General features: G+C 73.1%; 21 protein-coding genes and 1 tRNA gene. 9 read left to right on the plus strand and 13 right to left on the minus strand.

Annotated elements, in window-relative coordinates:
• Nucleotides 1–23: 23 nt before the first annotated feature.
• From ACIQFX_RS32325 to ACIQFX_RS32335, 3 genes are all read left to right on the plus strand, one after another.
• Nucleotides 24–605, plus strand: coding sequence for a helix-turn-helix domain-containing protein (locus tag ACIQFX_RS32325; protein ID WP_402470557.1), 582 nt, complete (start codon nt 24–26; stop codon nt 603–605).
• Between the two features lie 65 nt (nt 606–670).
• A complete protein-coding gene (locus ACIQFX_RS32330) occupies nt 671–865 on the plus strand; it encodes a hypothetical protein (protein ID WP_402470560.1) in 195 nt (64 codons plus the stop codon).
• Between the two features lie 28 nt (nt 866–893).
• Nucleotides 894–2213 carry an MFS transporter gene (locus ACIQFX_RS32335; RefSeq protein WP_402470561.1) on the plus strand — a complete coding sequence of 440 codons (1320 nt, stop codon included), beginning with the start codon at nt 894–896 and terminating at the stop codon, nt 2211–2213.
• Here the strand turns inward: ACIQFX_RS32335 and ACIQFX_RS32340 are convergent.
• Both ACIQFX_RS32340 and ACIQFX_RS32345 read right to left on the minus strand, forming a co-directional pair.
• The gene (locus ACIQFX_RS32340; RefSeq protein WP_402470564.1) at nt 2146–2940 is read right to left on the minus strand and encodes a S16 family serine protease; all 795 of its coding nucleotides are present in this window, start codon (nt 2938–2940) and stop codon (nt 2146–2148) included. The genes ACIQFX_RS32335 and ACIQFX_RS32340 overlap by 68 nt on opposite strands.
• Before the next feature lie 9 nt (nt 2941–2949).
• Entirely contained in the window at nt 2950–4161 is a 1212-nt protein-coding gene (locus ACIQFX_RS32345) for an alpha/beta hydrolase family protein (RefSeq protein ID WP_402470566.1), read from the minus strand.
• An 86-nt stretch (nt 4162–4247) separates the two neighbouring features.
• Between ACIQFX_RS32345 and ACIQFX_RS32350 the strand changes: the two genes are divergently transcribed.
• Nucleotides 4248–5213, plus strand: a complete 966-nt coding sequence (locus ACIQFX_RS32350) for a winged helix-turn-helix domain-containing protein (RefSeq protein ID WP_402470568.1) — start codon at nt 4248–4250, stop codon at nt 5211–5213.
• Nucleotides 5214–5439: 226 nt separating this feature from the next.
• On the opposite strand, the gene ACIQFX_RS32355 is transcribed toward ACIQFX_RS32350, so the two are convergent.
• From ACIQFX_RS32355 to ACIQFX_RS32375, 5 genes are all read right to left on the minus strand, one after another.
• On the minus strand, nt 5440–6081 hold the full coding sequence (locus ACIQFX_RS32355) for an IclR family transcriptional regulator (protein WP_017237054.1): 642 nt from the start codon (nt 6079–6081) through the stop codon (nt 5440–5442).
• A gap of 497 nt (nt 6082–6578) precedes the next feature.
• Nucleotides 6579–8372, minus strand: a complete 1794-nt coding sequence (locus tag ACIQFX_RS32360; protein ID WP_402470570.1) for a DEAD/DEAH box helicase — start codon at nt 8370–8372, stop codon at nt 6579–6581.
• Between the two features lie 123 nt (nt 8373–8495).
• Nucleotides 8496–8867, minus strand: coding sequence for a type II toxin-antitoxin system death-on-curing family toxin (locus ACIQFX_RS32365; protein ID WP_402470572.1), 372 nt, complete (start codon nt 8865–8867; stop codon nt 8496–8498).
• A complete protein-coding gene (locus ACIQFX_RS32370; protein ID WP_402470575.1) occupies nt 8864–9061 on the minus strand; it encodes an Arc family DNA-binding protein in 198 nt (65 codons plus the stop codon). The genes ACIQFX_RS32365 and ACIQFX_RS32370 overlap by 4 nt, the downstream gene beginning before the upstream one ends.
• 33 nt (nt 9062–9094) lie before the next feature.
• Nucleotides 9095–10561: an MFS transporter gene (locus tag ACIQFX_RS32375; RefSeq protein WP_402470577.1), complete on the minus strand. Its 1467-nt coding sequence runs from the start codon at nt 10559–10561 to the stop codon at nt 9095–9097.
• 180 nt (nt 10562–10741) lie between these two features.
• On the opposite strand from ACIQFX_RS32375, the gene ACIQFX_RS32380 reads away from it, so the two are divergent.
• Nucleotides 10742–10813 (plus strand) — tRNA-Cys (locus ACIQFX_RS32380).
• A 61-nt stretch (nt 10814–10874) separates the two neighbouring features.
• Entirely contained in the window at nt 10875–11258 is a 384-nt protein-coding gene (locus tag ACIQFX_RS32385) for a hypothetical protein (RefSeq protein ID WP_402470579.1), read from the plus strand.
• 89 nt (nt 11259–11347) lie between these two features.
• Here ACIQFX_RS32385 and ACIQFX_RS32390 read toward each other — a convergent pair whose 3' ends face one another.
• Genes ACIQFX_RS32390 through ACIQFX_RS32400 form a run of 3 tightly spaced genes read right to left on the minus strand, consistent with a single transcriptional unit; the run spans nt 11348 to nt 14795 of the window.
• The gene (locus tag ACIQFX_RS32390) at nt 11348–12022 is read right to left on the minus strand and encodes a hypothetical protein (protein ID WP_402470581.1); all 675 of its coding nucleotides are present in this window, start codon (nt 12020–12022) and stop codon (nt 11348–11350) included.
• Nucleotides 12023–12033: 11 nt separating this feature from the next.
• Nucleotides 12034–14334, minus strand: coding sequence for a hypothetical protein (locus tag ACIQFX_RS32395; RefSeq protein WP_402470583.1), 2301 nt, complete (start codon nt 14332–14334; stop codon nt 12034–12036).
• Nucleotides 14335–14366: 32 nt separating this feature from the next.
• Nucleotides 14367–14795 (minus strand): hypothetical protein, encoded by a 429-nt coding sequence (locus ACIQFX_RS32400; protein WP_402470585.1) that lies wholly within the window; start codon nt 14793–14795, stop codon nt 14367–14369.
• Nucleotides 14796–15247: 452 nt separating this feature from the next.
• On the opposite strand from ACIQFX_RS32400, the gene ACIQFX_RS32405 reads away from it, so the two are divergent.
• The 3 genes from ACIQFX_RS32405 to ACIQFX_RS32415 all read left to right on the plus strand — a co-directional run bounded on the left by ACIQFX_RS32405 (nt 15248) and on the right by ACIQFX_RS32415 (nt 20640).
• Complete coding sequence (locus tag ACIQFX_RS32405; protein ID WP_402470588.1) at nt 15248–16162, plus strand: serine/threonine protein kinase; 915 nt, start codon at nt 15248–15250, stop codon at nt 16160–16162.
• A gap of 142 nt (nt 16163–16304) precedes the next feature.
• Complete coding sequence (locus tag ACIQFX_RS32410; RefSeq protein ID WP_402470590.1) at nt 16305–18473, plus strand: PQQ-binding-like beta-propeller repeat protein; 2169 nt, start codon at nt 16305–16307, stop codon at nt 18471–18473.
• Between the two features lie 55 nt (nt 18474–18528).
• The gene (locus ACIQFX_RS32415; protein WP_402470592.1) at nt 18529–20640 is read left to right on the plus strand and encodes a serine/threonine-protein kinase; all 2112 of its coding nucleotides are present in this window, start codon (nt 18529–18531) and stop codon (nt 20638–20640) included.
• 35 nt (nt 20641–20675) lie between these two features.
• Here ACIQFX_RS32415 and mycP read toward each other — a convergent pair whose 3' ends face one another.
• From mycP to ACIQFX_RS32430, 3 genes are all read right to left on the minus strand, one after another.
• Nucleotides 20676–21848, minus strand: a complete 1173-nt coding sequence (mycP, locus tag ACIQFX_RS32420; protein WP_402470725.1) for a type VII secretion-associated serine protease mycosin — start codon at nt 21846–21848, stop codon at nt 20676–20678.
• Nucleotides 21849–21925: 77 nt separating this feature from the next.
• Nucleotides 21926–23386, minus strand: coding sequence for a WXG100 family type VII secretion target (locus ACIQFX_RS32425; RefSeq protein ID WP_402470594.1), 1461 nt, complete (start codon nt 23384–23386; stop codon nt 21926–21928).
• 92 nt (nt 23387–23478) lie between these two features.
• Complete coding sequence (locus ACIQFX_RS32430) at nt 23479–23967, minus strand: hypothetical protein (protein WP_402470597.1); 489 nt, start codon at nt 23965–23967, stop codon at nt 23479–23481.
• Between the last annotated feature and the right edge of the window lie 61 nt (nt 23968–24028).

Consider the following 24028-nt stretch of genomic DNA (forward strand, 5'->3'; position numbering starts at 1 on the left):
CTTTGCATGCCTACGCTCGGGCCATGTCCGAGCCCGAGGAATTCCTGAGCCGCCGGCTGGACCCGCGTTCCCTGCGCGGGCTCGCCCACCCGCTCCGCATCCAGCTGCTGCGGGCCCTGCGCCGCCACGGCCCCGCCACGGCCTCGCAACTGGCCGAGATGCTGGGCGAGTCCAGTGGCGCCACCAGCTACCACCTGCGCCAGCTCGCGGCCCACGGCTTCGTGGAGGACGACCCGACGCGTGGCAAGGGACGCGAGCGGTGGTGGAAGGCCGGCCAGCAGGGCACGAGCGTCGACGAATCGCTCTACAAGAACCCGGACCCCGAGGTCCAGGGCGCCCTCGACATCTACGCCCACGAGATCGCGACCATCCACACGCAGGAACTCGGGACGTACATCGGCACCCGGAACGACTGGGACGAGAGCTGGATCGGCGCCGCCGACATGAGCGACTTCAGCCTGCGCCTGCCCGCCGACAAGCTCCGCGAGCTCGACGAGAAGCTGCACGCCCTCATCAACGCGTACCGCGACACGGCCGATCCGGACGCCCCGGGCGCGGAGCTCGTACGCATCCATCTCCACGCGTTCCCACAGCGCGAGAACTGACCGACCCGCACCGCCCTCCCCGCGCGTCCCCGCGGCGCGACCACCGACGGAAGGAACCCGGAGCCATGCACGCCGACGTCCACCTCCAGCTGCACCGCCTCCACGCGACCGAGCTCCACCACGACGCCGCCACCGACCGGACCCGCGCCCTCGCTCCGGCGCCCGCCCTGCGCGTTCGCGTCGGATGGAAGCTGGTGGAGGTCGGGCTCAGACTCGCCACGAACCGCCCCGCCACCGACCACTTCACGACGGCAGCCTGAGGAAGCCGACCACACCGGGGGGAAATCCGTGCACCCGCGCACACCGCTGGCCAGCGTCCTGGCCGCCAACGCCATCTCCATCAGCGGCAATTCACTCACCCTGATCGCGGTGCCGTGGTTCGCGCTGGAGACCACCGGCAGTCCCGGCAAGGCGGGCCTCGTCGCCTTCTGCGCCGCCCTGCCGGTCATCGCCTCCGCCGTCGTCGGAGGGCCCGTCATCGACCGGATCGGCCGCCGCCGGGTCTCGGTCGCCTCCGACCTCGTCTGCGCCCTCGCGCTGGCGGCGATCCCGCTGCTCAACCAGGCGGGCGTGCTCCGGTTCTGGATGCTGTGCGCGCTGATGGCCGTCACCGGCTTCTTCCACGCCCCCGGCGAGACCGCGCGCAACGTGCTCACGCCCGACCTGGCGGAGCGGGCCGGCATACCGCTGTCCCGTGCCACCAGCTTCTACGACGCGGTGTCCCGCGGCGCCCGGATGACCGGGGCCGCGCTCGCCGGCCTCCTCGTCGCGCTCATCGGCGCCGACACCGTGCTGTACGTCGACGCCGCCACGTTCACCGTCTCGGCGCTGCTCGCCCTGGTGGGCCTGCGGGGCGTGCCGTCGGCCGAACCCGCGCGCGGGGCACCGCCGTTGTCCGTCGCCGTGTACCGGAGGGACCTGCGCGAGGGGTACGCGTTCCTGCTGCGCACCCCGCTGATCCTCGGCGTCAACCTGATGGTGATGATCACCAACGGGCTGGCCCAGAGCTGGAGCGCGGTCCTGCTGCCGGTGCACGCACGGGAGGAGCTGGGCGGGTCGACGGCGCTCGGCCTGCTGGTCGCCGTCTTCGGCGGCTGCGCGCTCGTCGGAGCCCTGCTGTACGCGGCGGTCGGGCACCGCTTCCCGCGCCGGCCGGTCGTCGCGGTCGGCTTCCTGCTCGCCGGGGCCCCCGTGTACGTGACGGCGGCGCTCACGGACACCACCGCGCCGCTGCTCGTGGCGATGGCGTTCGGCGGACTCGGCGCCGGGGTGCTGAACCCGATCCTCGGCGCGGTCTTCTACGAGACCGTCCCCCAGGAGCTGCGCAGCCGCGTCGGCAGCGCCAGTACCGCGAGCGTGCTGCTGACCACCCCGCTGGGCGGGCTCGCCGCCGGCCTCCTGGTCGAGCGGACCGGCCTCACCACGGCACTGCTCACCGTCGGCGGGCTGTACTTCCTGGCCGCGCTCTGCCCGATCGTCTTCCCGTCCTGGCGGGGCATGGACGCGCCGCGCCCCGCCAAGGGGACCGGCGGCCCGGGGGTCAGCAGGACGGAACCCGCTCCTCCCGCCCCTGCCCCAGGGCCCGGAGGGACTCCACCGCGTCGCTGAGCGCGGTGACGGGCACGAGCCGCATGCCCTCGGGCAGTTCGGCCTCGGCGTCCGAGCACTCCGCCTTCGGCACGAGGAAGACGGTGGCCCCGTCGCGTGCGGCGGCCTGCGTCTTGAGGGAGACCCCGCCGACCGCGCCGACGGTGCCGTCCGCCTCGATCGTGCCCGTACCGGCGACGGACTTGCCGCCGGTGAGGTCGCCGCCGTCCCCGTCGCCGTCGAGCTTGTCGACGATGCCGAGGGAGAAGAGCAGCCCGGCGCTGGGGCCGCCGATGTCGGCGAGGTGCAGGGTCACCTTCACCTTCGCGGGGTCCAGCTTCAGGTAGCCGAGGGCCGCGAGCGTGGCCGCGTCCTGCGACTCCTTCATCTGGCCGAGGTTGCGCTCCTCGATCTCGGCGTCGGACTTCCCCGACGGGTAGACGGACTCGCGCGGCAGCACGGCCTGGTCGGTCCGGAACCAGGCCTCGGCGACGTCCCCGAGGTCGACGTCCGTCGAGGGTCCGGTCGCGACGATCGTCGTCATCCTCAGCTGCCCCTGCGTCGGCCGCACGGGCGCGCCGGTGATCGTGATGATCTCCCGCCCGTCGTCCTTGCCGAGCACGTCGACGGTCGTCCCGGGCTGCGCGATCGCGTACGGCAGCGGCGCGAGCCCGACGACGGCGAACAGCGCGGCGACGGGCAGCGCGCACAGCGCGAGGGCACGGGAACGAGGCAGGCTGGAGAGCACGCACCCAATCTACTGGGACGCGCCCCGCCCCCGGGCCGCGGGCGCGGGGGCCCGCAGCCGCCGGGCGAAGAAGGACCCCACCCCGCGCCGTACGACCGCCATCGCCGCCGCCGTGTCGCCCGGCCCCACGAGGGCGGCCCTGGTCCCGGCGGTGACGAGCCCGGCGGCCTGGAGCTGCGGGACGAGGAAGGCGTAGTCGCCGAGAACCCAGTGGCCGCTGTCGGCAAGGAGGACGCGGCGGGCCGGCACCCCCGCCCAGGAGCGTTCGAGCCGGGCGGCCTGCTCGAAGCCGTCCGTGCGGAACATGAGCAGCGGCCGGTCGAGGCCCTCCGTCACCGCCGGGTCGAGGTCGAGGTGGCCCTCCAGGTTCACCCCCGCGGCGATCCGGTCGTCGGCGGCCAGCGCGTGCACGGCGGCGGTGCCGCCCGCCGAGTGCCCGTAGACGCCGATCCGCTCCAGGTCCATGACGGGGGCGAGGGGCAGGGTCCCGAGCCGGTCCAGGACGAAGCGGAGGTCCGCGACCCGCGTGTCGATCATGGTGCGGAAGGTCTCCGGGTCCGGGTTCCCCCGCAGCACCGTCCACCGCATCCCACTGGGCAGCTCCACCTGGCCGGCGTCCCCGGGGTGGTCCACGAGGACCACGACCCGGCCGTGGCTCGCCAGGTCCTCGGCCAGGGTCGTGCCCAGCGTGCGGCAGTCGCCGGCCCCCGGCCCGTACAGCAGGACCGGGCGTCGCCCCGGCAGCGGCGGCGCGTCCACGTGCCCGTGCGTGAGGACCGCGCCCCAGTCGACGCCCGCCGTCGGCAGCCCCTGGTGGATCCGGGGCGCCAGGTCCGCGAACTCCTTCGCCTCGGCCGCCGTCAGCTGCGGGGCACGCGGGCGGCCGCGGACCGTACGGGCCGGGTACAGGACGCTGATCATCACCTCCCGCACCCCGGCCGCGGGCTCCCACGGGTCGTTGCGCGAGGTGTCCGTCAGGGCGAAGGTCCGGACGCCCACGGGATGGGGCCCGGTCGGCGCGGGCAGCCGAAGGACGGCCGACCCGGTCGCCGTCCGAAGGCCGCCGGGTCCGGTCCCGGCCCGGTGCTCGACAGGCCCGGTCGCGGCCCGGGCGGGGGTGGTCGCGGCCCGGGCGGGGGCGGCGGCGAGCAGGGTGGCGGCGGCCGCGAACAGGGCGCCCTTGGCGACGGTGCGGCGGCTGGGTGCGGGGTGCTGTGTCATGCACGGCATCCTTGGACGCGGCGGGCCCGCGCGCGAAGGTTCAGGCCCGGCCCGAAAGGCTGGCGGGAGACGGCGGGAGACGACGAGTGCTGCGCATCCACTTCACCCGGGACGACCTCGCACGCGTACGGTTCGCCCCCCGGCCCTCCCCCGTCCCCGAACTCCACGCCGCCCTCCTGATGCTCGGCGCACCGCACGAGGAGCTGCTCTTCGGGCGCTGGCGGGGCAGGCTCCTGCGCGCCCTGCCGGCGGCGTCGGGGCCCCTCGCGGACCTCGTGCCCGGCGGGGTGGCCCCGCGCTTCCTCGACGTCCTCGGCGGGACGCGGGAGGAGGGCTTCGCGCTGATCCGCGCGGGCCGCCCGGAGTTCGTCCGGTCCGAGCTGGAACGGGTGTACGCGGGCGGGGGCCCGGTGCCGCCGTGGGTCCGTGCCCTGCACGGCGGGGAGGCCGGGGCCTGGCGCACCCTGGACCGCGCGCAGGAGGCGGCGTACGAGGCCGTCCTGGCGCCGGTGTGGCCGCTGGTCCAGGACCTGCACCGGGCGGAGTTCACCCGGCACGCGCTGACGGTCGCGGAGCACGGCCTCGACGCCGCCCTCACGGCCTCCGCCCCGGGCTCGCGGCTGCGCGACGGGGTCTGGGAGTGGCCCGGCGTCCCCGCGGGCCGCGACCTGCGGCTCGACGGCCGCGGGCTCGTGCTGCTGCCGACCTTCCACTGGCGGGGCGGCCCGCTCGTCCAGGACCTGCCCGGCCGCCCCGTGGTCCTGGCCTGTCCGGCGGGCCGCGGCCTGCCGCTCGCCCCGGACGGCGGCGGCACCCGCGAGGAGGCCCTCACGGGGGTCCTCGGCAGGACGCGCGCCGAACTGCTGCACGCCCTGGACGAGGGCATGACGACGACGGGCCTGGCACGCCGCCTCGGCGTCAGCAACGCGACCGCCTCGGCCCACGCCCAGGCCCTCCGCGCCGCGGGCCTGATCACGACGACCAGGACGGGCAGGTCGGTCCACCACGAGCGGACCCCCCTGGGCCGCCTCGTCGCCGACGACCGCCCCTGACACGACGGCCCGGCCGGGGGGCGAGGAGCGGGGGCAGGAAGCTGGCCGACGAATCCGACCGCCCGAGGAGCGGGCGGAGCCCAGGCCGACCGCCCGAGGAGCGGGCGGAGCCCAGGCCGACCGTACGGGGAGCAGGCAGAGCCCAGGCCGACCGCGCGGGGAGCAAGCGGGGCCCGGATCGGCCCCCAGTGAGCGGGCGGGCCGGCCCGGGCCCCGCCCGGAAGTCCTAACGCAGCGCGTCGGCGACCTCGCGGGCCGCGTCCACGACACGGGGGCCCACGCGCTCGGGGACGGCGTCGGCGAGCATGACGACGCCGACGCTGCCCTCGACGCCGGTGACGCCGACGAGCGGGGCGGCGGCGCCGCTCGCGCCCGCTTCGAGTTCACCGTGGGTGAGGGTGAAGCCGGGTTCGATGAGGGAGCCCTGGCGGGCGGCGAGGATCGCGCGGCCCGCGGCGCCCCGGTCGAGGGGGTGGCGGAAACCGGCCCGGTAGGCGACGTGGTAGTCGGTCCAGGTCGGTTCGACGACGGCGACGGCGAGGGCCTCGGCCCCGTCGACGAGCGTCAGGTGGGCCGTGGCCCCTATGTCCTCGGCGAGCGAGCGCAGCGCGGGCAGCGCGGCCTCGCGCACCAGGGGGTGGACCTGGCGGCCGAGCCGCAGCACCCCGAGGCCGACGCGGGCGCGTCCGCCGAGGTCGCGGCGGACGAGGGCGTGCTGTTCGAGGGTGGCCAGCAGACGGTAGACGACGGTCCGGTTGACACCGAGTTTGTTGGACAACTCGGTGACGGTCAGGCCGTGGTCGGTGTCGGCGAGCAGCTTGAGGACTCTGAGTCCCCGGTCGAGCGTCTGGGAGGTCTCCGCGGTCACGACGCCCTCTCCTTCGGAGTGAGTGGCGACGGGCTCTCACGGGATTACGACGCCGGTCCCGTCGGCGACGCACGTCAGAGGCCGCCGGCAGGAAGGGGTACACCGGCTGCGCTCCGCGGCGGCGCTGCCACGGGGCGATTGCTTTTGAGCCGGGACAGTAGCGACCCGCTCCGCTGAGCGGAAGACCTCGTCCAGAATCCGGGCGTCGGCGACCGTATAGAGACGGTTCGGGACCTTCGCCGGCCGGACTGGGGACTTTGGCGGACAAGATCGCCTATGTCGTGCACGTAGCGTGGAAGGCGCCCGGTGGCCGGCCGTGGGGGCCGGCCCCGGTGCCGGTCCCGCCGCCGCGGGACCGCTGAGGCCCGTACGAACGACGTCGTACGGGCCTCAGCCGCGTGTGGGGGGCGCGCTCGGGCCGCCGCATCCGGGCGGCGACGTCCGGCTCACGGCGTCCCGGTCGTCACCGCACCCGGGTCGTCGCCGCACCCGGGTCGTCACCGCATCCGGGTGGCCCACTCCTGCACCTTCTTGATCCGCTCGCGGATCTGTCCGGCGGTGGCCTCGGCGCTCGGCGGCCCGCCGCACACCCGGCGGAGCTCGGTGTGGATCACGCCGTGGGGCTTGCCGGTCTGGTGGACGTACGCGCCGACCATCGTGTTGAGCTGCTTGCGCAGTTCGAGGAGCTCCTTGTGGGAAACGACGGGGCGGCGCTCGGCGGGCAGTTCGAGGAGGTCGGCCTCGGTGTCCGGCTTCTTGCGGCTGTGCGCGATCTGCCGGGCCTGCCGCTTCTGCAGCAGCAGCTGCACCTGGTCGGGTTCGAGGAGGCCGGGGATGCCGAGGTAGTCCTGCTCCTCGGCGCTGCCGGGGTGGGCCTGCATGCCGAACTCGGCGCTGTTGTAGAGCACGCGGTCGAAGACGGCGTCGGACTCCAGCGCCTCGAACGGCAGCATGTCCTGCTCGCCGGTGTCCTCGTCCTGCTCGCGCTCGGCCTCGGCGAGCTCCTTCTCGGACTCGGCGTAGGGGTCGTCCTCGCCGGCCTTCTTGGGCTTGTCGAGGACGTGGTCGCGCTCGACCTCCATCTCGTTGGCGAAGCCGAGGAGGCTGGGGATCGTGGGAAGGAACACGGACGCGGTCTCGCCTCGCCTGCGCGAACGCACGAAGCGGCCGACGGCCTGCGCGAAGAACAGCGGGGTCGAGATCGTCGTCGCGTACACGCCGACGGCCAGCCGCGGCACGTCGACGCCCTCGGACACCATGCGGACGGCGACCATCCACCGGTCGTTGTTCTCGCTGAACTCGTCGATGCGGTTCGACGCGCCGGTGTCGTCGGAGAGGACGACGGTGGCCTTGGTGCCGGTGATCTCGCGGATCAGCTTGGCGTACGAACGGGCCGAGTCCTGGTCGGAGGCGATGACGAGGCCGCCGGCGTCCGGGATGGACTTCCTGACCTCGGTGAGCCGCTGGTCGGCGGCGCGCAGCACGTTCGGCATCCAGTCGCCCTTGGCGTCCAGCGCGGTGCGCCAGGCCTGCGAGACGGCGTCCTTGGTCATCGGCTCGCCGAGGCGGGCGGCGATCTCGTCGCCGGCCTTGGTGCGCCAGCGCATGTTGCCGCTGTACGAGAGGAAGATCACCGGCCGGACGACGCCGTCGCCGAGGGCGTTGCCGTAGCCGTACGTGTAGTCCGCGGAGGACCGGCGGATGCCGTCGTTCCCCTCCTCGTACGTGACGAACGGGATCGGGTTCGTGTCCGACCGGAAGGGCGTACCGGTCAGCGCGAGGCGCCGCGTGGCGGGCTCGAACGCCTCCAGGCACGCCTCGCCCCAGGACTTCGAGTCCCCGGCGTGGTGGATCTCGTCGAGGATGACGAGGGTCTTGCGCTGTTCGGAACGGTTGCGGTGCAGCATCGGGCGGACGCCGACACCGGCGTACGTGATGGCGACCCCGTCGTACTCCTTGCTGAGCGGCCCGGCGCTGTAGTCCGGGTCCAGCTTGATGCCTATGCGGGCCGCGGCCGCCGCCCACTGCTTCTTCAGGTGCTCGGTGGGCGCCACGACCGTGACCTGCTGCACGACGTGGTGGTGCAGCAGCCACGACGCCAGCGTCAGCGCGAAGGTCGTCTTGCCGGCGCCGGGCGTGGCGACGGCCAGGAAGTCACGGGGCTGCTCCTGGATGTATCTCTCCATCGCCCCCTGCTGCCAGGCACGCAGCTTGCCGGCGGTACCCCACGGGGCCCGTCCTGGGAAGGCGGGAGAAAGGTGATGGGAGGAGGTGGTGGTGGTAGTAGTCACGATCTCCGGGTTCGACGCTCGTCCAGATATGACAACCGGGCCACCTTACCGGCGTCACCCCCGCGAGCGGAGCCGGACGAGGCCGTGACCTCGCCCGGTGCGGCAGGTCTCACACTCGTCCGGTCAGCGTGCGAACCTCGGCAGGCGGAGAGCGATCTTGGGTACGTCGAGCGCACCCTGGCAGACGTCCAGGACGAACGCCTCGGCCTCGTCGACGTCGAACGCGGGGTCCAGCGGATGCCCGTTGACGTGCAGGAACACCCAGGTCGCGTACCAGGCGATGCGCTTGTTCCCGTCGACGAGACCGTGGTTGCGGGCGAGCGACTCCATCAGCGCCGCCGCCTTCTCCCAGATGTCGGGATACGCGTCCTGGCCGAACACGCTCGACTGCGGGCGCGCCAGAGCGGAATCGAGCAGGCCGTAGTCACGGACCTCACTCGCCCCGAGACGCTCCGCGAGGTTCAGGAGCTGCGGGAGGGTGAGGAAGTGCGTCACGCAAGCCGCCGGTTGAGCTCCGCGCTGGCCTTCAGGACGTGCTCGGCCGCCTCCTCGAACAGGCGGGAGTGCTCGTCGATCGCCCTCATCACCGCGTCGTGCGCGAAGGACTGCATGCTGCGGCCCTCCGCCTCGGCGCGCTCGCGGAGCGCGTTCAGCTCTTCCTCGGTGAACCTCACGTTGAGTGCAGCCATGCACCACATGGTACCGCTTGGTACCACTCGGTGTCATGCGCGTTCCCGCACCCCCAGCCGCGTGGCCACCCACGCCCCCGCCGCCGCCACCCCCGCCATCGGCAGGAAGACCGCGGCGAAGGCGGCCGGGTGGGAGCCGGTGGTGCCGGCGGCGTCGACGGCGTGGCCGACCGCGCCGCCGCCGAGGGCGGCGAAGGCGGCGCCGCCGGCGGCGAGCAGGAGGACGTTGGAGAGGCCGTCGGAGATCTGGAGGGCGGCGGAGTTCGCGCCGACCTCCTCGGGGGCGGAGAGCTTCATGAGGAGCACGCTCGTGGAGGCGATGACGGCGCCCATGCCGAGGCAGCCGAGGGCCCAGACGGCCGCGAGCACCCAGACCGGCACCGAAGTGATCAGCACGCTCGGCGCCGCGGCTATCGACAGGGCGACGAGGACCATGCCGAGGACGACGAGGCGCTCCCGGTACGGCTCGGTCCACGGGCGGGCCTGGATCCAGGAGCCGAGCGCCCAGGTGAGGCCGCCCGCGGCGAGCGAGAAGCCGGCGAGGGTGGGGCTCAGGCCGCGCTGGGTGACGAGCATGAGCGGCACGAAGGACTCGGCGGCGATGAACGCGCCGGCGGCGATGCCGCGGAGCAGGATGACGGAGGGCAGGCCGCGGGCCGCCCGCCAGGTGCCGTGCGGCAGCAGGTCGCGGACGGCGGGCACCAGGAGCGCGACGCCCGCCGCCGCCGGGAGGAGCGAGAGCCAGCGCAGTTCCTGGCCCGCGTACTGGAGGAGCCCGGCGCCGGCGGAGATGCCGAGGGCGAGCAGGATCCGCCGCCGGTCCCAGGGGGTGACGGGCGCCTGCGGGTCGGCGGGGCCGGACGCGGTGCGGCGTATCGCGGGGAGGGCGAGGGCCAGCGGGAAGACGACGAGGACGGGGATGCCGACGAAGACCCAGCGCCAGCCGAGGTGCTCGGTGACCGTTCCGGCGGCGAGCGGCCCCACGACGGACGGGACGACCCAGCACGCGGCGAACGCGGCCATGATCGCGGGCCGGAGGTGTTCGGCGTACGCGCGCCCGATGACCACGTACAGGGCGACGATCACCAGGCCGCCGCCCAGTCCCTGCACGGCCCTGCCGAGGATGAACAGCCACATGGCGCCGGCGGTCCCGGAGAGGAGCAGCCCGGCGGAGAACGCGGCGATCCCGGCCGCGAGGGAGCCGAGCGGCCCGCTCCGGTCGGACCACTGCCCGGCCAGGACCATGGCGAAGAGGCTGGTGGTGAAGTACGCGGAGAACGCGAAGGCGTAGACGGAGACGCCGTTCAGTTCGCGCGCGGCGACGGGCATGGCGGTGCCGACGGCCGTCGCCTCGAAGGCGATCAGCAGGACCACGGACACGATGCCGATGCTGAGCGCCCGGTGAGCCGCGTCGAGGACGGACCCCTTGGTGTCGTCGTGCACGGCACGGGGTCCGGGGGCTTCGGCGACGTCGGCGTCGCATGGTTCGAGGGCGCTCATCCCCCCAGAGTAAGAGGTGAAGCACCCCATGGCCCCTGTCAGGAGTCCCGGCCCCCCTCCGCCCTTGGACGTACGACCGCGAACGCGGTGTTGCGGCCGTATGGCAGTCGTGTGGCGCGGCCCCCGAACCCCTTGAGCCCCTTCCGAACCGCCCCCTACGGTCGTACCAGCGCACCACACGACCGTGTGCCCGAGTGGTTCAGGGACTCGCCTGCAAAGCGGGTTACGCGGGTTCGATTCCCGCCACGGTCTCTCGATGATCTTCCTTACGGAACCTTCACATCCGCCCAGCGGCTGTGCCAGAGTCCCCCCCATGGACGATCAAGGCAGACGCAAGCTCGGCATCCTCGCCGGCGTGGGCCTCGCCGGGGGCCTCCTGCCCGGCATCACCCTGGGCACGGAGACGATGGACGTGGTGCTCTCCGTCCTCGCCGCCACCATCGTGCTGGTGGTGCTGACCCAGGTGATCTACATCGGGCCCTCGGCCCGCGCCCCCCTCCCCGCCCTCCTCGCGTTCGGCCTCGCCGGCTTCGTCCAGGACGCCCTCATCTGGTGGCTGCTCTCCTGGCTCGGCCCCAAGATCTCCGAACTCCGCGTCGACGGCCTCGCGACGATCCTCCTCGCCGCCCTCATCACCCGCTCGACCCTCCTCCTCCTGTCCCAGCTGTCCCCGGCCGCCGAGACGGCCGAGGACTGACCTGCCCCGCGCCCACCCCCGCGCCCGTCACGGGACCGGAGCGAGGACCGCCGCCGCCCTGCCCGGGCGCGTCGGCGGGGTGCTCGCCGTCAGGGCAGCAGGTCGTCGGGGATCGGGGGCTTCTCCGCGCAGCCGAGGAGTGCGCGGGTGCTCTCCGCGAGGGACTTCAGGAGCCGTTCCGTGGGGACGGACCGGTCCGTGCGGTCCTTGTCGGCCACGGAGACCTGGAGCGGCAGCTCGGCGCCTTGTCCGGCGCGGGTGCCGGGGACCGTGCACGCCATGACGAGGGGGTGGCCGTCCAGCCCCTCGCGGCGGTCGAGGTAGACCCCCTTCGCCACTTCGCGGAAGTCGCGCGCGTACTTCCCGTCGGTCATGAAGGCCACGCCGTACGTCGACCATCCGGCCGTGGCGTTGACCCAGGCTTCCTTGCCGTCCACCCGGCCCTCGATCTGGCAGGGGCGGAAGGTGGTCCGCGAGAGCTCGTCCGTGTCGGGGTTCCAGGCCCGCGCCTCCGTGAGCATCCGCTCCTTCATCTCGGCGAGCGAGCGGTCGTGCGGCCGGAAGGCCTCCCCGAGGTCGGTCCGGAGCGCTTCGACGTTCTGCTCCCCGAGCACCCGCCCGCAGTTCTTCAGGGCCGCCGGGGACACGGCCCCCGCACCCTGCCGAGATCCGCCGTCCCCTTCGCCGGAGCACCCGGTCAGGGCCAGGGCCGCGGCCAGGGCGACGGCGGCGATCGCCGCCGGCCTCCGCCTCGTGTCGTTCACTGTCCGCTGCCTCACTTGTTCGCCGTAAGGTCGTCGACGCTCTTCGCGCCCGTGTTGTACGAGTACTCGATCTCGCGGATGAGCTCCTGCCGCTCGGTCTGCGTCAGACCCTGCATCTCGGCGACGTTGAGGGCGGGCACGACCACGGCGCGACGGCCTTCCTGGCGGGCGTCCACGACCGCGGAATCCGCGTCGTCGTCGTTCTTGTACTCGTTGTCCTTGAGGTACTGCAGGGTGTCGGAGGCGTAGTCCGTGCTGATCGCGGAACCGACCGTGTCCATGATGATCGGGACCGCGGTCGCCGCCACGAGTCCCGCCGCGGGTCCGAGCACCACGGCGGAGCCGACGCCGACCACCGCGGCGACACCGCCGCTGACGGCGGACTTCCGCCACTCGGCCTGCTTCTCCATCTCCAGGTTCTTGGCCTCCTCCTGGTCCTTGAACTCCAGGGAGATGGCGTCGATCCGCGACTCGTCCAGGATGCCGTGCAGCTTGGTCGAGTTGTGGAGGAAGGTGAGCTGGGAGTCCTTCTCCCCCTCCAGCGCCTTCAGGCCGCCGGCCTCGAAGACCTGCTGCGCGGCGGAGAGCGACTTGTACCCGTCCTCGTCGCCCGCGACGGCGTTCATGAACCGGAGGCTGGCGCCCTCGCCGAAGTCCGTGCGCCGACTTCCGTCGCTGCTCGCGCCGAAGAGCGTGTCGCGGCCGAGGGCGTCGCCGGAGTCGCCGAAGTTGTACGTCGAATAGTTCAGGTCGTCGATGTATGCCGCGCCCATCCGGCCGAGGCTGTCCATCAGCGGCTTGTGCTGCTCGCGCAGTTCGGTGTTGGTGCCGTAGGAGTCGATCACCTGCTTCATGATCTCGGCGGACTTCTCGTCGCGGTGCAGCTGGGGGTTGGGGTCGTCCCAGCCGTGGCCCGTGGTCGCCGCTTCCAGGGCGTGGCCGAGGGCGTCCGGCATGAACTCTGCGGTCTTCTTCCAGTCGTCCGGGTTGTGCCCCTCGATGTCGGGGAAGAACTCGTACTCCTTGTTCTGGAAGTAGTCCAGGTAGCCCTTCTGGTTCCCGTCCTTCTCGGGGTCCAGGTCGACGCTCCCGCCGGGAGTCCCGTCCTGGTTGTACGACGTCGGCTCCTTCGAGAAGAACTCCTTCGACGCCTCCGGGCTGTGGCCGAGGGCCTCCAGCATGGAGATCATCGGGTCGAAGCCGGAGCCGTTGACGCCGGAGGGGTTGTACTGGTTCTGGAGCCCGCCGCTGATCATGGGCTTGCTGTTGGCGAAGAGGTACGGGTCCTTGGCGTGGAGCTGGGTGACGTGCTCCGCGATCGGGACGAGGAACTTCTTGTCGTAGTCGCCGTAGCGCATGATGCCGCCGAGCAACTGGTAGCCGAAGGCGGGGTTGTTGTCGTACTTGACGAGGGGGATGCGCTCCGTGCCGAGCTTGCGCATGTCGGCGGACCACTTCTCGGTCCAGGCGTCGCCGCCCTGCGTGGCGGTGGCGAGGTTGAGACCGAGGTTCTTCTGGAGGTCCTGGACGTCGGCGAGGCGCTGCTTGTCGACCTTGGTGTAGTCGTACGTGTCCGTGGACAGCTGGCCGAAGAACTCGAGGGCGCCCTTGGGGCCCATGCCGTCGTAGAAGGTGCGGGAGAACTCCTTGGAGCCGCTGTTGTCCTTGAGGAGCTCGTTGAGGCGCATCAGCTCCTCGTGGGAGATGTCGCGGCCCTTCTTCGCGAGGTCGACGGCCCGCTGGGCCTCCTCGGCGTCGAGGCTCGCGTACTTGGGGGCGCTGAAGTTGTGCCGGTCGCCGGTGATGTTGGCCTTGAGGGCGTTGGAGCAGGAGACGTCGGCGTCGTCGCAGGTCTCGACGATGGCGTCGATGCGGCGCTGCATCGCCTCGATGTCGGCGCGCTCCTTGCGGACCATGTCCTGGAAGTCGGGGTCGTGGCGCATCCCCTGGTCCTTCGTCCGGGACAGCGGCTCGACGGCCTCGACCTTGCCGGACTTCACCACGAAGCCCTTCGCGGGGGCCTCCGTGTCGACGATCTTCTTCAGGTCGTCCTTGGCCTTCTTGAAGGCGTTGTAGCCGTCCTCCAGGACCTTGTGGATGCCGTCGGCGGCCTTGGCGGCGTCGGAGAACTCCTTCGCCGTCTTGTCCACGAAGGGCTTGGTGACCTCGGCGTTCACCCCGCGCCAGTAGTCGTCCCTGGCCTTCGCGGCCATGGTCGACTGCGCGTCCTGGGCGAGGGTGTCGAGCTTGCCCTTCATCGCGGCCCAGTCGTCGGCCGAGGCCTTCATCCGGTCCAGCGGAGCGTGGTACACGTTGTCAAAGGTCAGCACAGCAGGTCCCCCGCCTACTTGAGGTACTCGTTGATCTTGGAGGCCGAGAGGGCCGCCGTGATGTCCGCCTCTTCCTTGGCGTGCGAGGCCGCGCTGTAGTCGAGGTGGTTGGAGATGTTGGCGCAGGCGTCGAGCAGCGTGTTCAGCTGCGAGCCCCACGTCTCCTGGACGGTCGTCATGGCGGAGCCGGTGAGGAAGCCGTTGCTCGAAAGGCCCGTCGCCGCTTCCGTGGTGCTCGTACGCGCGTGGTTGCCGTCCTTGACCAGCCGGCCGTGCAGCGCGTACGCGGCGCTGCCGATCGCGCCGAGCTTGTCCTGGTCGACGCTGAGGTCGGCGTTCCCGCCGCCACCGCCGCCGGGCTCGGGGGCGACCTGATTGAGCCTCATGCCCACGTTGGCCGTCGATGTGGAACGTACGGACGCCCACTCCTGATCGAACGACATGCTCGCCCCCGCTGCTCCCGTGACCGTCTGACTGTCTGCGTTCTGACTTCGTTCCGACTTCGTTCCGGCCGCGTTCCGGCTTCGCCCCAGCAAGTTCCGCGCCCCTGGAATCATCGCGATCGTAGTCCCCCGAGCGGCCGTTCGAGCATTCCCCACCGGGAAATGCCTCACGTTCGGAATGCGGGCGGTGCGCACGCGCCCGATTCACCTTCGCAACTCGGACAGCCCGGGCGTTCGCGACACCGGAGCGGCGCCCGACCGGCCTCCGGCCGACCTCCGGACGTCACGGGGGCGGCACCGGATCGAACACGGAACCAGGCGCGATCCGGCCACGGCCCGGCCCCGGCCCGCGTCTCCCGGACCGCTCCCGACCACGGCCCCGGGCCCCCGCCTCGGTAGGCTCGACCCGCCCCCGTCGTCACGGGGCGCCGGAACGACGGGGGGACGCACACGTGGAACAGTCACGCGCACGGGAGGAATCCGCGCGGCGGATCGGCCCGTACCGGCTCGTCACCCGCCTCGACCCGCCCGGTTCGGCGGTCCCGTGCCGCCGGTTCGTCGCCCGCACCGGGGACGGCGAGCGCACGGTCCTGCTGAGCGCCCCGCTGCCCGGCGCGGACCCCGCGCGCTTCGCCGTCGAGGCCGACGAGGGGCGCCGCCTGCTCGGGCCCTGGACCGCCCCGGTCACGGACCTGGCCGGCCCCGGCGAGGCTCCCTGGTACGCGACGCCGTACGTGCCGGCCCTCCCGCTCCCGGTCGCCCTCGCGGTGCACGGCGGACCGCTCCCCGAGGCGACCGTGCGGGGCGTGGGCGCCGCGCTCGCCGAAGCGCTGGCCGCCGCGCACGCCCAGGGCCTCACGCACGCGGGCGTCTCCCCCGCCGCCGTGCTCCTCACCGCGGACGGCCCGCGCCTGACCTGCTTCGGCGCGGTACGCGCGGCGGGCCCCGACGGGGAGTCCCGCACCGGCCTCCCGGGCCTGGACCCGGGCGCCCTCGCCCCCGAGCAGGCCTCCGGCGGGCGGCCCCGCCCCCCGGGCGACGTCTTCGCCCTCGGCGCCGTGCTCGCCTACGCCGCCACCGGCCACACCGTGCCCGAACGCGACGAACTCCCGCCCTCCCTGCGGCCCGTGGTCTCCTCCTGCCTGGCCCGCGACCCCGCCGACCGCCCCACCGCGACCGCCCTGACCGCCGCCCTCGCCCCGCCGACCACCCATCACACGGTCCTGGACTCGGCCGGCGCGCTCCTCACCCCCGGCTGGCTCCCCGGCCGCGTCGTCGCCGCCCTCGCCCGCCAGTCCGCCGAACTCCTCGCCGCGGAACTCCCGCCGCTCCCCACGGCCCCGGAACCGGCCACGGCACGCAGTTGACGGAACGGGCGGCGCACCAGCCCATCGCCCGCCGAACGGAAACGGGCGGCGCACCAGCCCGACGCCCGCCCACCGAACCGACGTTCACCCGCCCTCCGGCTCGCGCACCCGCGACCGCCCTGGACCACACGGACCCCGCCTCATGCTGTCGCCCCTGACCCACGACGACCCGGCCACCGTCGCCGCGTACCGCCTCCTCGCCCGCCTCGGCTCGGGCGGCATGGGGACGGTCTACCTGGCGCGCACCCCCGGCGGCCGTACCGTCGCGCTCAAGACCGTGCACGCCCGGCTCGCCACCGACCCCGCGTTCCGGGCCCGCTTCCGGCTGGAGACGGACGCGGCACGGATCATCGGCGCACGCCACGGCGCGGCGGTCGTCGACGCCGACCCGCTGGCCGAAACCCCTTGGCTGGCCACCGAGTACGTCCTCGGACCGCCTCTCGACGACGCCGTCGCGCTCGGCGGCCCCCTCCCCGAACCGACCGTCCGCGCCCTCGGCGCCGCGCTCGCCGGGGCCCTCGCACAGCTGCACTCCTCGGACGTCGTCCACCGCGACCTGAAGCCCTCGAACGTCCTCGTCACCGCCTACGGCCCGAAGATCATCGACTTCGGCATCGCCCGCGCGGCCGGCGACGACCACCTCACCCGGACCGGGGCGGCGGCCGGCACCCCCGCCTACATGTCCCCCGAGCAGGCCAGTGGCGAGGAACACCCGCCGGCCGGCGACGTGTTCGCCCTCGCCGGCGTCCTCGTCTTCGCCTCCACCGGCCACGGCCCCTTCGGCACCGGCTCCCCCGCCGACCTCCTCTACCGCGTCCGCTACGCCGATCCCGACCTCACCGGCGTCCCCGACCCCCTCCTCCCCCTCCTCACCGCCTGCCTCTCCAAAGACCCCTCCGCCCGCCCCACCACCGCCACCCTCGCCGCCCACCTCCACGACGGCCGCGGCGACTTCGCCGACCACCTCCCCCCGCTCCTCCTCGCCGACATCGCCCGCCGCGCCACCGACGTCTGGCTCCCCACCCCCCACCGCCTCCCCGCCCCCACCACCCCCTCCCTCCCCGACACCACCCCCCACACCCCCCTCTCCCGCCGCCGGCTCCTCACCACCGGCACCGCCGCCCTCCTCGCCACCACCGCCACCGCCGGCGGCCTCTGGGCCTGGCTCTCCTCCCGCGACACCACCACCGCCCCCACCACCGCCGGCCCCACCGCCATCCCGGCCACGACGGCCTCGGACGGGGCGCCGAAGGCGCTGTGGCAGGGGGAGTCGCTGGACCGCGAGCAGAGCATCGTGCCGCTGACGGCGGGGGACGTCGTGGGGCTCGCGGAGACGGTGGCGTTCCGGGTCCTGGACCCGCGGAACGGCACGAAGCTGTGGGACGACGGGATGGTGATGGACCCCAAGCAGGTCGTCACGGACGGCGCGCGCTTCTACACCTCCAACGATCCCGTCGACGGGACGTCGGCCCTGCTGATCCGCACGCTCGACCCCCGCACCGGCAAGGAGGCGGCCAAAACGATCAAGCTCAACGGCTTCGAGGGCTCCTCGTTCGGTACGGAGCTCATCACCGCCGCGGGAGGCGTGCTCTACGCCGCCTCACGACTCGGCAAGAGCTCGGACACCCTGGAGGAGCGCGAGAAGGGCTGGCACCTGATCGCCGTCGACCTGCGCACCGGCAAGGTGGCCTGGCGACAGCCGTACGCATGGGACAACGTCCGCCCCTGGCTGGGCAAGGTCGTCGGCGGTCGGCTGGTGCTCGGCAAGAACGGCGACGACCTGACGTCGTTCAACCTCCAGGCGAGGGACCTGCGCACCGGTCGCCGCCTGTGGAGCAGGACCCTCCCGCTCAAGGAGTCCCTGTCCTTCAAGCCCGGCCAGCTCGTCACCGACGACCGGCACCTCTACCTCGGCGGCGACCGCCTGCGCGCGCTGCGCCTCAGCGACGGCGGCGTCGTTTGGGAGCACGGCGCCGGCTCCGCCTACGGGATCCCCGCGGTCTCGGACGGCCTCGTCGTCGCGAACGAGGCGGGCCGCGGGCTCGTGGCCGTCACCGCCGACAAGGGCGCCGAGCAGTGGCGGGAGGGGGCGTCCGACCGCAGCCTGACCGTGGACCTCTCCGGCTTCCCCGTGATCGGGAAGAAGTATGTGTACGCACCCGTCAGGGGTGGTCTCAGCGCGGTCGACCGGGTGACCCACCGCTCGGCCTGGGTCTTCCCCGCGGAAGCCAGCCGGTACGTCGCCGACTCCTCCAGGACACGGATCATCGGTGCGGGAGCCTCCTCCGTCGCGGCCTTCCCCCTTGCCTGAACGACACCCCGCCGCCGCATCCCCGTCCCACCAGCCCACACCGGAAAGCAGCCTCGTGACCACTCAGCCCCTCGCCACCGGCGACCCGCTCCGGCTCGGCCCGTACCGCCTGCTCGGCGTCCTCGGCGAGGGCGGCATGGGCAAGGTGTACGTCGGCCGGGACGGCGCCGGAGCACCCGCGGCCGTCAAGGTCCTGCGCCCCGAACTCGCCCACGACCAGCACCTCGCGCAGCGCTTCGTCCGCGAGGCCGACATGGCGCGGGCCGTCACCAGCAAGGGCGTGGCGCGGGTCCTCGGCGCGCAGACCGAGGGCGGACGGCCGTGGATCGCCGCCGAGTTCCTCGCCGGTCCGACGCTCGACGAGGCCGTGCGGGCGTACGGGCCGATGGACGTGCCGACGGTCCGCGCCCTCGCCGCCCAGCTCGCCCGCACCCTGCACGACATCCACGTGGCGGGCCTGGTCCACCGCGACCTCAAGCCCGCGAACATCGTGCTCACGTCGACCGGCCCGCGGATCATCGACTTCGGCATCGCGCGCCCCGAGCACGGCCTGACCCTCACCACCACGGGCCAGATCCCGGTCACCCCCGGCTACGGCGCCCCCGAGCAGGTCCTCGGGCAGCGCGTCGGACCGGCCTCGGACGTCTTCTCGCTCGGCGCGGTCCTCGCGTACGCGGCGAGCGGCCGGCGCACCTTCGACGGCGGGCACGTGGCGGCCGTCCAGTACGAGGTCGTGCACGGCACACCGGACCTGAGCCTGGTGCCGCCGGAGCTCCAGGAGCTGATCGCCCCGTGCCTGGCGAAGGACCCGGCCCTCCGCCCGGCTCCCCCGCGGATCGCCGAGGCCTTCGCCCCGCCGAAGGGCGCCGACCGCGCCTGGCGCAAGGGCCCGCTCGCCGACGACATCAAGCGGCGCGAGACGGCCACGAAGCGCCTCGCGGCCCCCGAGGACACCGTCGCCTCCTCGTCGACGCCGACCCGCCGCCGCTTCCTCACCGGCGCGGCGGTCGGCGTGGCCGTGCTGGGCACGGGCGGCGGCGTCGGCGCCTGGTGGCTGAACCGCTCCGGCGAGAACTCCCCCACCGCCGACGTGCCTCCGGCCGTCGCCGCACCCGAGGCGGCCTTCATCTCCCTCATCGACAGCGTTCCGAACCAGGCCCCGAAGACCCTGTGGGGCCCTCTGGACGTCACCGATCCGGACGGACGTCTCCCGTTGCCCGTAAGGGATGTGCTGATCGTGGCGGCGAAGACGGGAGGCCTGCTGGCGCTGTCCGTCACCGACGGCAAGGAGCGGTGGAGGGCCAAGGACGTCGACGCGGCCTCCGGGTTCGTCTCCGTCGCCGACCGACTCGTCGTCGGTGCCGACGAGAGGGGCGTCCTGCACGCGTTCGTCGCCTCCACCGGCGCCCCGGTCTGGCAGGCCGGCCACGACGCGGCCGCCCTCCTCGCCGCCGACGACACCCACGTCTACCTGGTGACCCGGGGCGACAAGCTGCACGCCGTCGACGCCTGGACGCTGAAGACCACCTGGACCCGGCCGATGCCCTCTCCCCGGTCCCCGAACGGCCCCGCGAAGGCGGCCGTCGGCGGGAAGCGGCTCGTGATCCACGGCTGGGACGGAAAGGTCGAGGCCCTCGACACCGCCTCGGGCGAGACCGTGTGGAAGATCAAGGGCCAGGGCACCCGCGGCCAGGCCCCCTCGATCAGCGGCGACACCGTCTACCTCAGCGGCACCGACCTGGTGGCCAGGCACCTGGGCGAAGGCAACTTCATCTGGAAGGAAGAGAGCAGCAACGTCGTCGACCGGAAGCTCGGCTGGGGCAACCCGACCGCCGACGCCGAGACCGTCATCGCCGTCGACGGCTACATGGCCTACCGCTACAGCACCGTCCCCGACTCCAACAAAGCGAGCCAGGAGTGGTCGGAGCCCATGGGCGAACTGGGCAGCCAGACCGGCACGCTCACCGCCCCCGTCGTGCAGGGCGGAACCGTCTGGCTGCCCGAGCCCGACGACAGCGCCGTCCGCGTGGTGGCCCGGGCCACCCGAGCCCCGCTGTTCGTCGCGCGCATGCAGCACGAGGGCACCTACCAGCTCGCCGCGGACGCCCACCGCGTGTTCATCGCCCGCGGCGGCAGGATCGCGGCCATGCCGGTCTACGGCGAGTAGACGCCTCCGCCCCCGCCCCCGCGGAACGGACGGACTCAGCCCCGCCGCGACCGCAGGACGGGTACGGCGACGGCGGCACCGATCAGTACGGCCGCACCGATCCCCAGACCGATCCAGAGGCCGCTGCCGCCCCCGTCCTCGGAAGCGGCCGCCTCCGGAGCCGGAGCGGGGGCCGCGACCGATCCCGACGGGGACGGGTCACCCGGCGACAGGTCGGTGGGCGACGCGGTCACGGTCTCCGCGAGGTCGTCGATGGGCCGCACCCCCGCCGGGCCGGGGTCACCCGGGGTCTTCAGCGCTCGCAGCGGCCGGACGGCCCCGTAGCCGATGTAATCGCTGCGCTCCTCGCCCCCCTTGGGCTTCGCGATCGTGTTGAGCATGACCTTCAGGACCTGGTTGTTGGTCCACTCGGGATGCTTCGCCCAGACGAGCGCGGCCGCGGCCGAGGCGAGGGCGGTCGCGTTGCTGGTACCGGAGGACGTGCAGACGCGGCCGCCGGCGCAGGCCGCGAGGGTGTCCTTGCCGGGGGCGACGACGTCGACCTGCGGACCGTACTGGGACATCGGGATGCGCGTCGCCTTGTTGTCGACGGCGCCGACGCCCACGACGCCGGGGGTGGCGGCCGGGTACATCGGACGGTTGCCCTTCTGCGCGTCGTTGCCGACACCGGCAAAGACAAGGGCTCCCTTGTCCAGGGCATGCTTCACCGCCTCGGTGAGCTGCGGCGATTCCGTCGCGACAGCCATCGAGATGTTGATGACCTTGGCTCCGGAGTCGGCGGCGAAGCGAACCGCTTCGGGCACGACCCGGTTGAACTCCGCGTCAGCCGCTGCCTGGCTCGTCGAGCCCTTGACCACTGCGGGCACGCGGATCGGAAGGATCTTCGCGGCGGGGGCGAGGCCGAACGCCCCTTCGCCGCCGTCCCTTTGGCCTGTTCCCGCGATGAGGCCCGCCATGCTGGTGCCGTGGCCGTCATAGTCGGTGGACTCGTCACCCGGCTTGTCCGTGGCGAAGTCCTTGCCCTTGAGGACCTGGCCCCGCAGATCCGGGTTGTCCTTGTCCACACCGGAGTCGATGACCGCGACGGTGATGCCCTTGCCCGTGCTGAGCTGCCAGATCTCCTCGGCGCCGAACGCGTCGAGGTGCCACTGCCGGGAGCGGATGCTCTCCGCGTGGGCGGGGACGGAAGCGATGCCCACCAGCAGCATCCCCAAGGCGGCCGAGGCGGTGACTCGGGCACGGCTCCGACGAATACTGCTGGTACGCATCTGCTTCCTCGCGCTGATCAGTCGATGACGGGCGGGGCCACGCGGCGGTTGCCCTGCTGCCAGGTCTCCTCGTCCTCGACCAGGTAGTCGGGACGCTCTCCGTTCTGCTCCTCGCGGTCACGGGCCTGCGGGGTGCCGCCCCGTACGAGGCCGGAGCCGCCCTGCGTGAAGGGACGCCCGCCACCGGCACCACCGGCGGCACCGGCACGCTGCGCCTTGCCGCCGACGACGCCGCCGGTCTCGCCGGCGAGGCGGCGGCCGCCGCTGACGCCGTTCTGGCCGGCCGCGCCTCCCAGGGGGCCGCCCATGCCGTGGCCGCCGCCCATGGGGCCGCGGCCCATGCCGGTTCCGTTGCGCCCGCCGGGCTCGTTGCCGATGACGGTGCCGCGCGGGATGCCGGTCGCCGGGCGGCCCGTGGTCTGGGGAACCGCGCGGCCACCGCTGATGCCCTCACGGGTGCCGCCCAGCGGACCGGGGAGGCCACGGGGGCCGGTGGGCAGCTGGTTGCGCGTGCCGCCGGTGACGGGACCGGTGGGGCCCAGGGGTCCCGGCCCGCCCTTCCCCGTGACCGGGGGGACGCCGAGGGGCGGCATGATCGGGGGCGTACCGCCGTCCGGCCTGGTGATCGGCGGCGGGCCGCCCGGGGTCGGGGTCGTCGGCACGGTCGGGGTGTGCGGCAGGGTCTCGACGCTGTCGATGCCGAGGTCCACCGGGACGTCGGGCCGCACCTCGGGCCGGGCGACACGCGTCGGCCCGGTCGGGTCCCCGGACGGCGGGACGACGTTCGACTCGGGAACGGTCCGGGGCTGGGACTGGGAGTGCGTGGTGTCCGTGCCCGTGTCCGTCTGCCCGGAGTACCGCTGCCCCCTCGACGAAGGGTCGACGTATGTGGGCTCTCCCGAGACGAAGGGGCCGCCCGCCGGCACGAAGTCGCCCGGCGGCGGCGGGAACGTCGGCGGCTTCAGGCTCGTCATGTGCAGGCTGGACCACTGGTACGAGCTGGAGAGCTTCTCCATCTCGGCCGCGGCGGCCTGCTGGTTCTCCCGCTCCTTGGCCTCGATGGCCTTGAGGTCCTCGCTGGCGGTCATGGAGTTCCGCGCGTTGCGCGCGATGGTCGCCGAGTCGGGGTCGTTGCGGTACGTCTCCGCGGCCTTCAGGCTTTCCTTGGCCGCCTCGTTGGAGGTGTAGCGGGGAATGGCGCTCTTCGCGGTCGCCATGGCCACCGCGGCGCTGCTCATCCACTTGGCGGCCTCGGTGCTGTACTCGCCGAGGGAGTGCGTCGAGAGCACGACGCTCTCGGCCCACTCGGTGAACGCCTTCTCCGCGTCACCCTTCCAGTCGACGCCACCGGTGCGCTGCTTGAGCTCGGTGGCGATGCTGTGCATCTGCTGCGCCGCGGCCTTCAGGCGCTCCGCGGCGTTGCTGACGGGGTAAATCTCGGCTTCGTCCAGCCAGTCCAGCATCTTCTGGTGGGACATGGAGCGGAAATCGGTTCCGCCGCCTCCGCCGCTCTCTGCAGGCCTCATCTCTCGCCTCTTCCCCGTGTCCCCGATGTTCCGTCCGTGGCGCCCTACTTGAAGGGGCTGTCGCTCTCGGTGCCCTGGCTGGTGCCGTGGTTCGCCGGAGCCTGACCGCCGACGGCGTCCTTGTCCGCCTTCTCCTTGGCTTCCCAGGTGCGGTCGTGGATGTTGATCATCTTCTGCTTGATGTCGTCGTCCATCTGCGAGAAGCCGTCCTTGGAGGCGACGACCGCGATGCCGAGGCCTTCCAGGCAGTCCTGCAACAAACCGGAGAGCTGGACCAGTTGGCCGAGGACGTTGTTGTACGCGTCGTAGACGCCGTTCGCCTCCGACCAGGCGGCGCCGCCGCCGCCGAACTGGCCGCGCACCACCGGGTCCGACTCCATCTTGCCCTTGTCGGCCTCGGAAGAGGTGAGCGTCTTGATCAGGCCGTCGATGCCCTTCTTGAACTCGGACATCGACTCGGCGTTGTAGCGCACGGCGTCCGTACTCATGCCGCGCATGCCCAACGAGCCGCCCCCGTCTGCGTAGGCTTCCATGCCCCCGCTCCTCCCCCGTGTGAACACCCGTGCCGTTACTGCCGAGTCTAGAAGTTCACTG

Source organism: Streptomyces sp. NPDC093089 (assembly GCF_044754405.1).
Taxonomy (GTDB): domain Bacteria; phylum Actinomycetota; class Actinomycetes; order Streptomycetales; family Streptomycetaceae; genus Streptomyces.

Coding starts and splice junctions, on each gene's coding strand:
- ACIQFX_RS32325 (WP_402470557.1), top strand. CDS start 24: ATGTCCGAGCCCGAGGAATTCCTGAGCCGCCGGCTGGACCCGCGTTCC.
- ACIQFX_RS32330 (WP_402470560.1), top strand. CDS start 671: ATGCACGCCGACGTCCACCTCCAGCTGCACCGCCTCCACGCGACCGAG.
- ACIQFX_RS32345 (WP_402470566.1), bottom strand. CDS start 4,161: ATGACACAGCACCCCGCACCCAGCCGCCGCACCGTCGCCAAGGGCGCC.
- ACIQFX_RS32370 (WP_402470575.1), bottom strand. CDS start 9,061: ATGGCTGCACTCAACGTGAGGTTCACCGAGGAAGAGCTGAACGCGCTC.
- ACIQFX_RS32375 (WP_402470577.1), bottom strand. CDS start 10,561: ATGAGCGCCCTCGAACCATGCGACGCCGACGTCGCCGAAGCCCCCGGA.
- ACIQFX_RS32385 (WP_402470579.1), top strand. CDS start 10,875: ATGGACGATCAAGGCAGACGCAAGCTCGGCATCCTCGCCGGCGTGGGC.
- ACIQFX_RS32400 (WP_402470585.1), bottom strand. CDS start 14,795: ATGTCGTTCGATCAGGAGTGGGCGTCCGTACGTTCCACATCGACGGCC.
- ACIQFX_RS32410 (WP_402470590.1), top strand. CDS start 16,305: ATGCTGTCGCCCCTGACCCACGACGACCCGGCCACCGTCGCCGCGTAC.
- mycP (WP_402470725.1), bottom strand. CDS start 21,848: ATGCTGCTGGTGGGCATCGCTTCCGTCCCCGCCCACGCGGAGAGCATC.
- ACIQFX_RS32425 (WP_402470594.1), bottom strand. CDS start 23,386: ATGTCCCACCAGAAGATGCTGGACTGGCTGGACGAAGCCGAGATTTAC.
- ACIQFX_RS32430 (WP_402470597.1), bottom strand. CDS start 23,967: ATGGAAGCCTACGCAGACGGGGGCGGCTCGTTGGGCATGCGCGGCATG.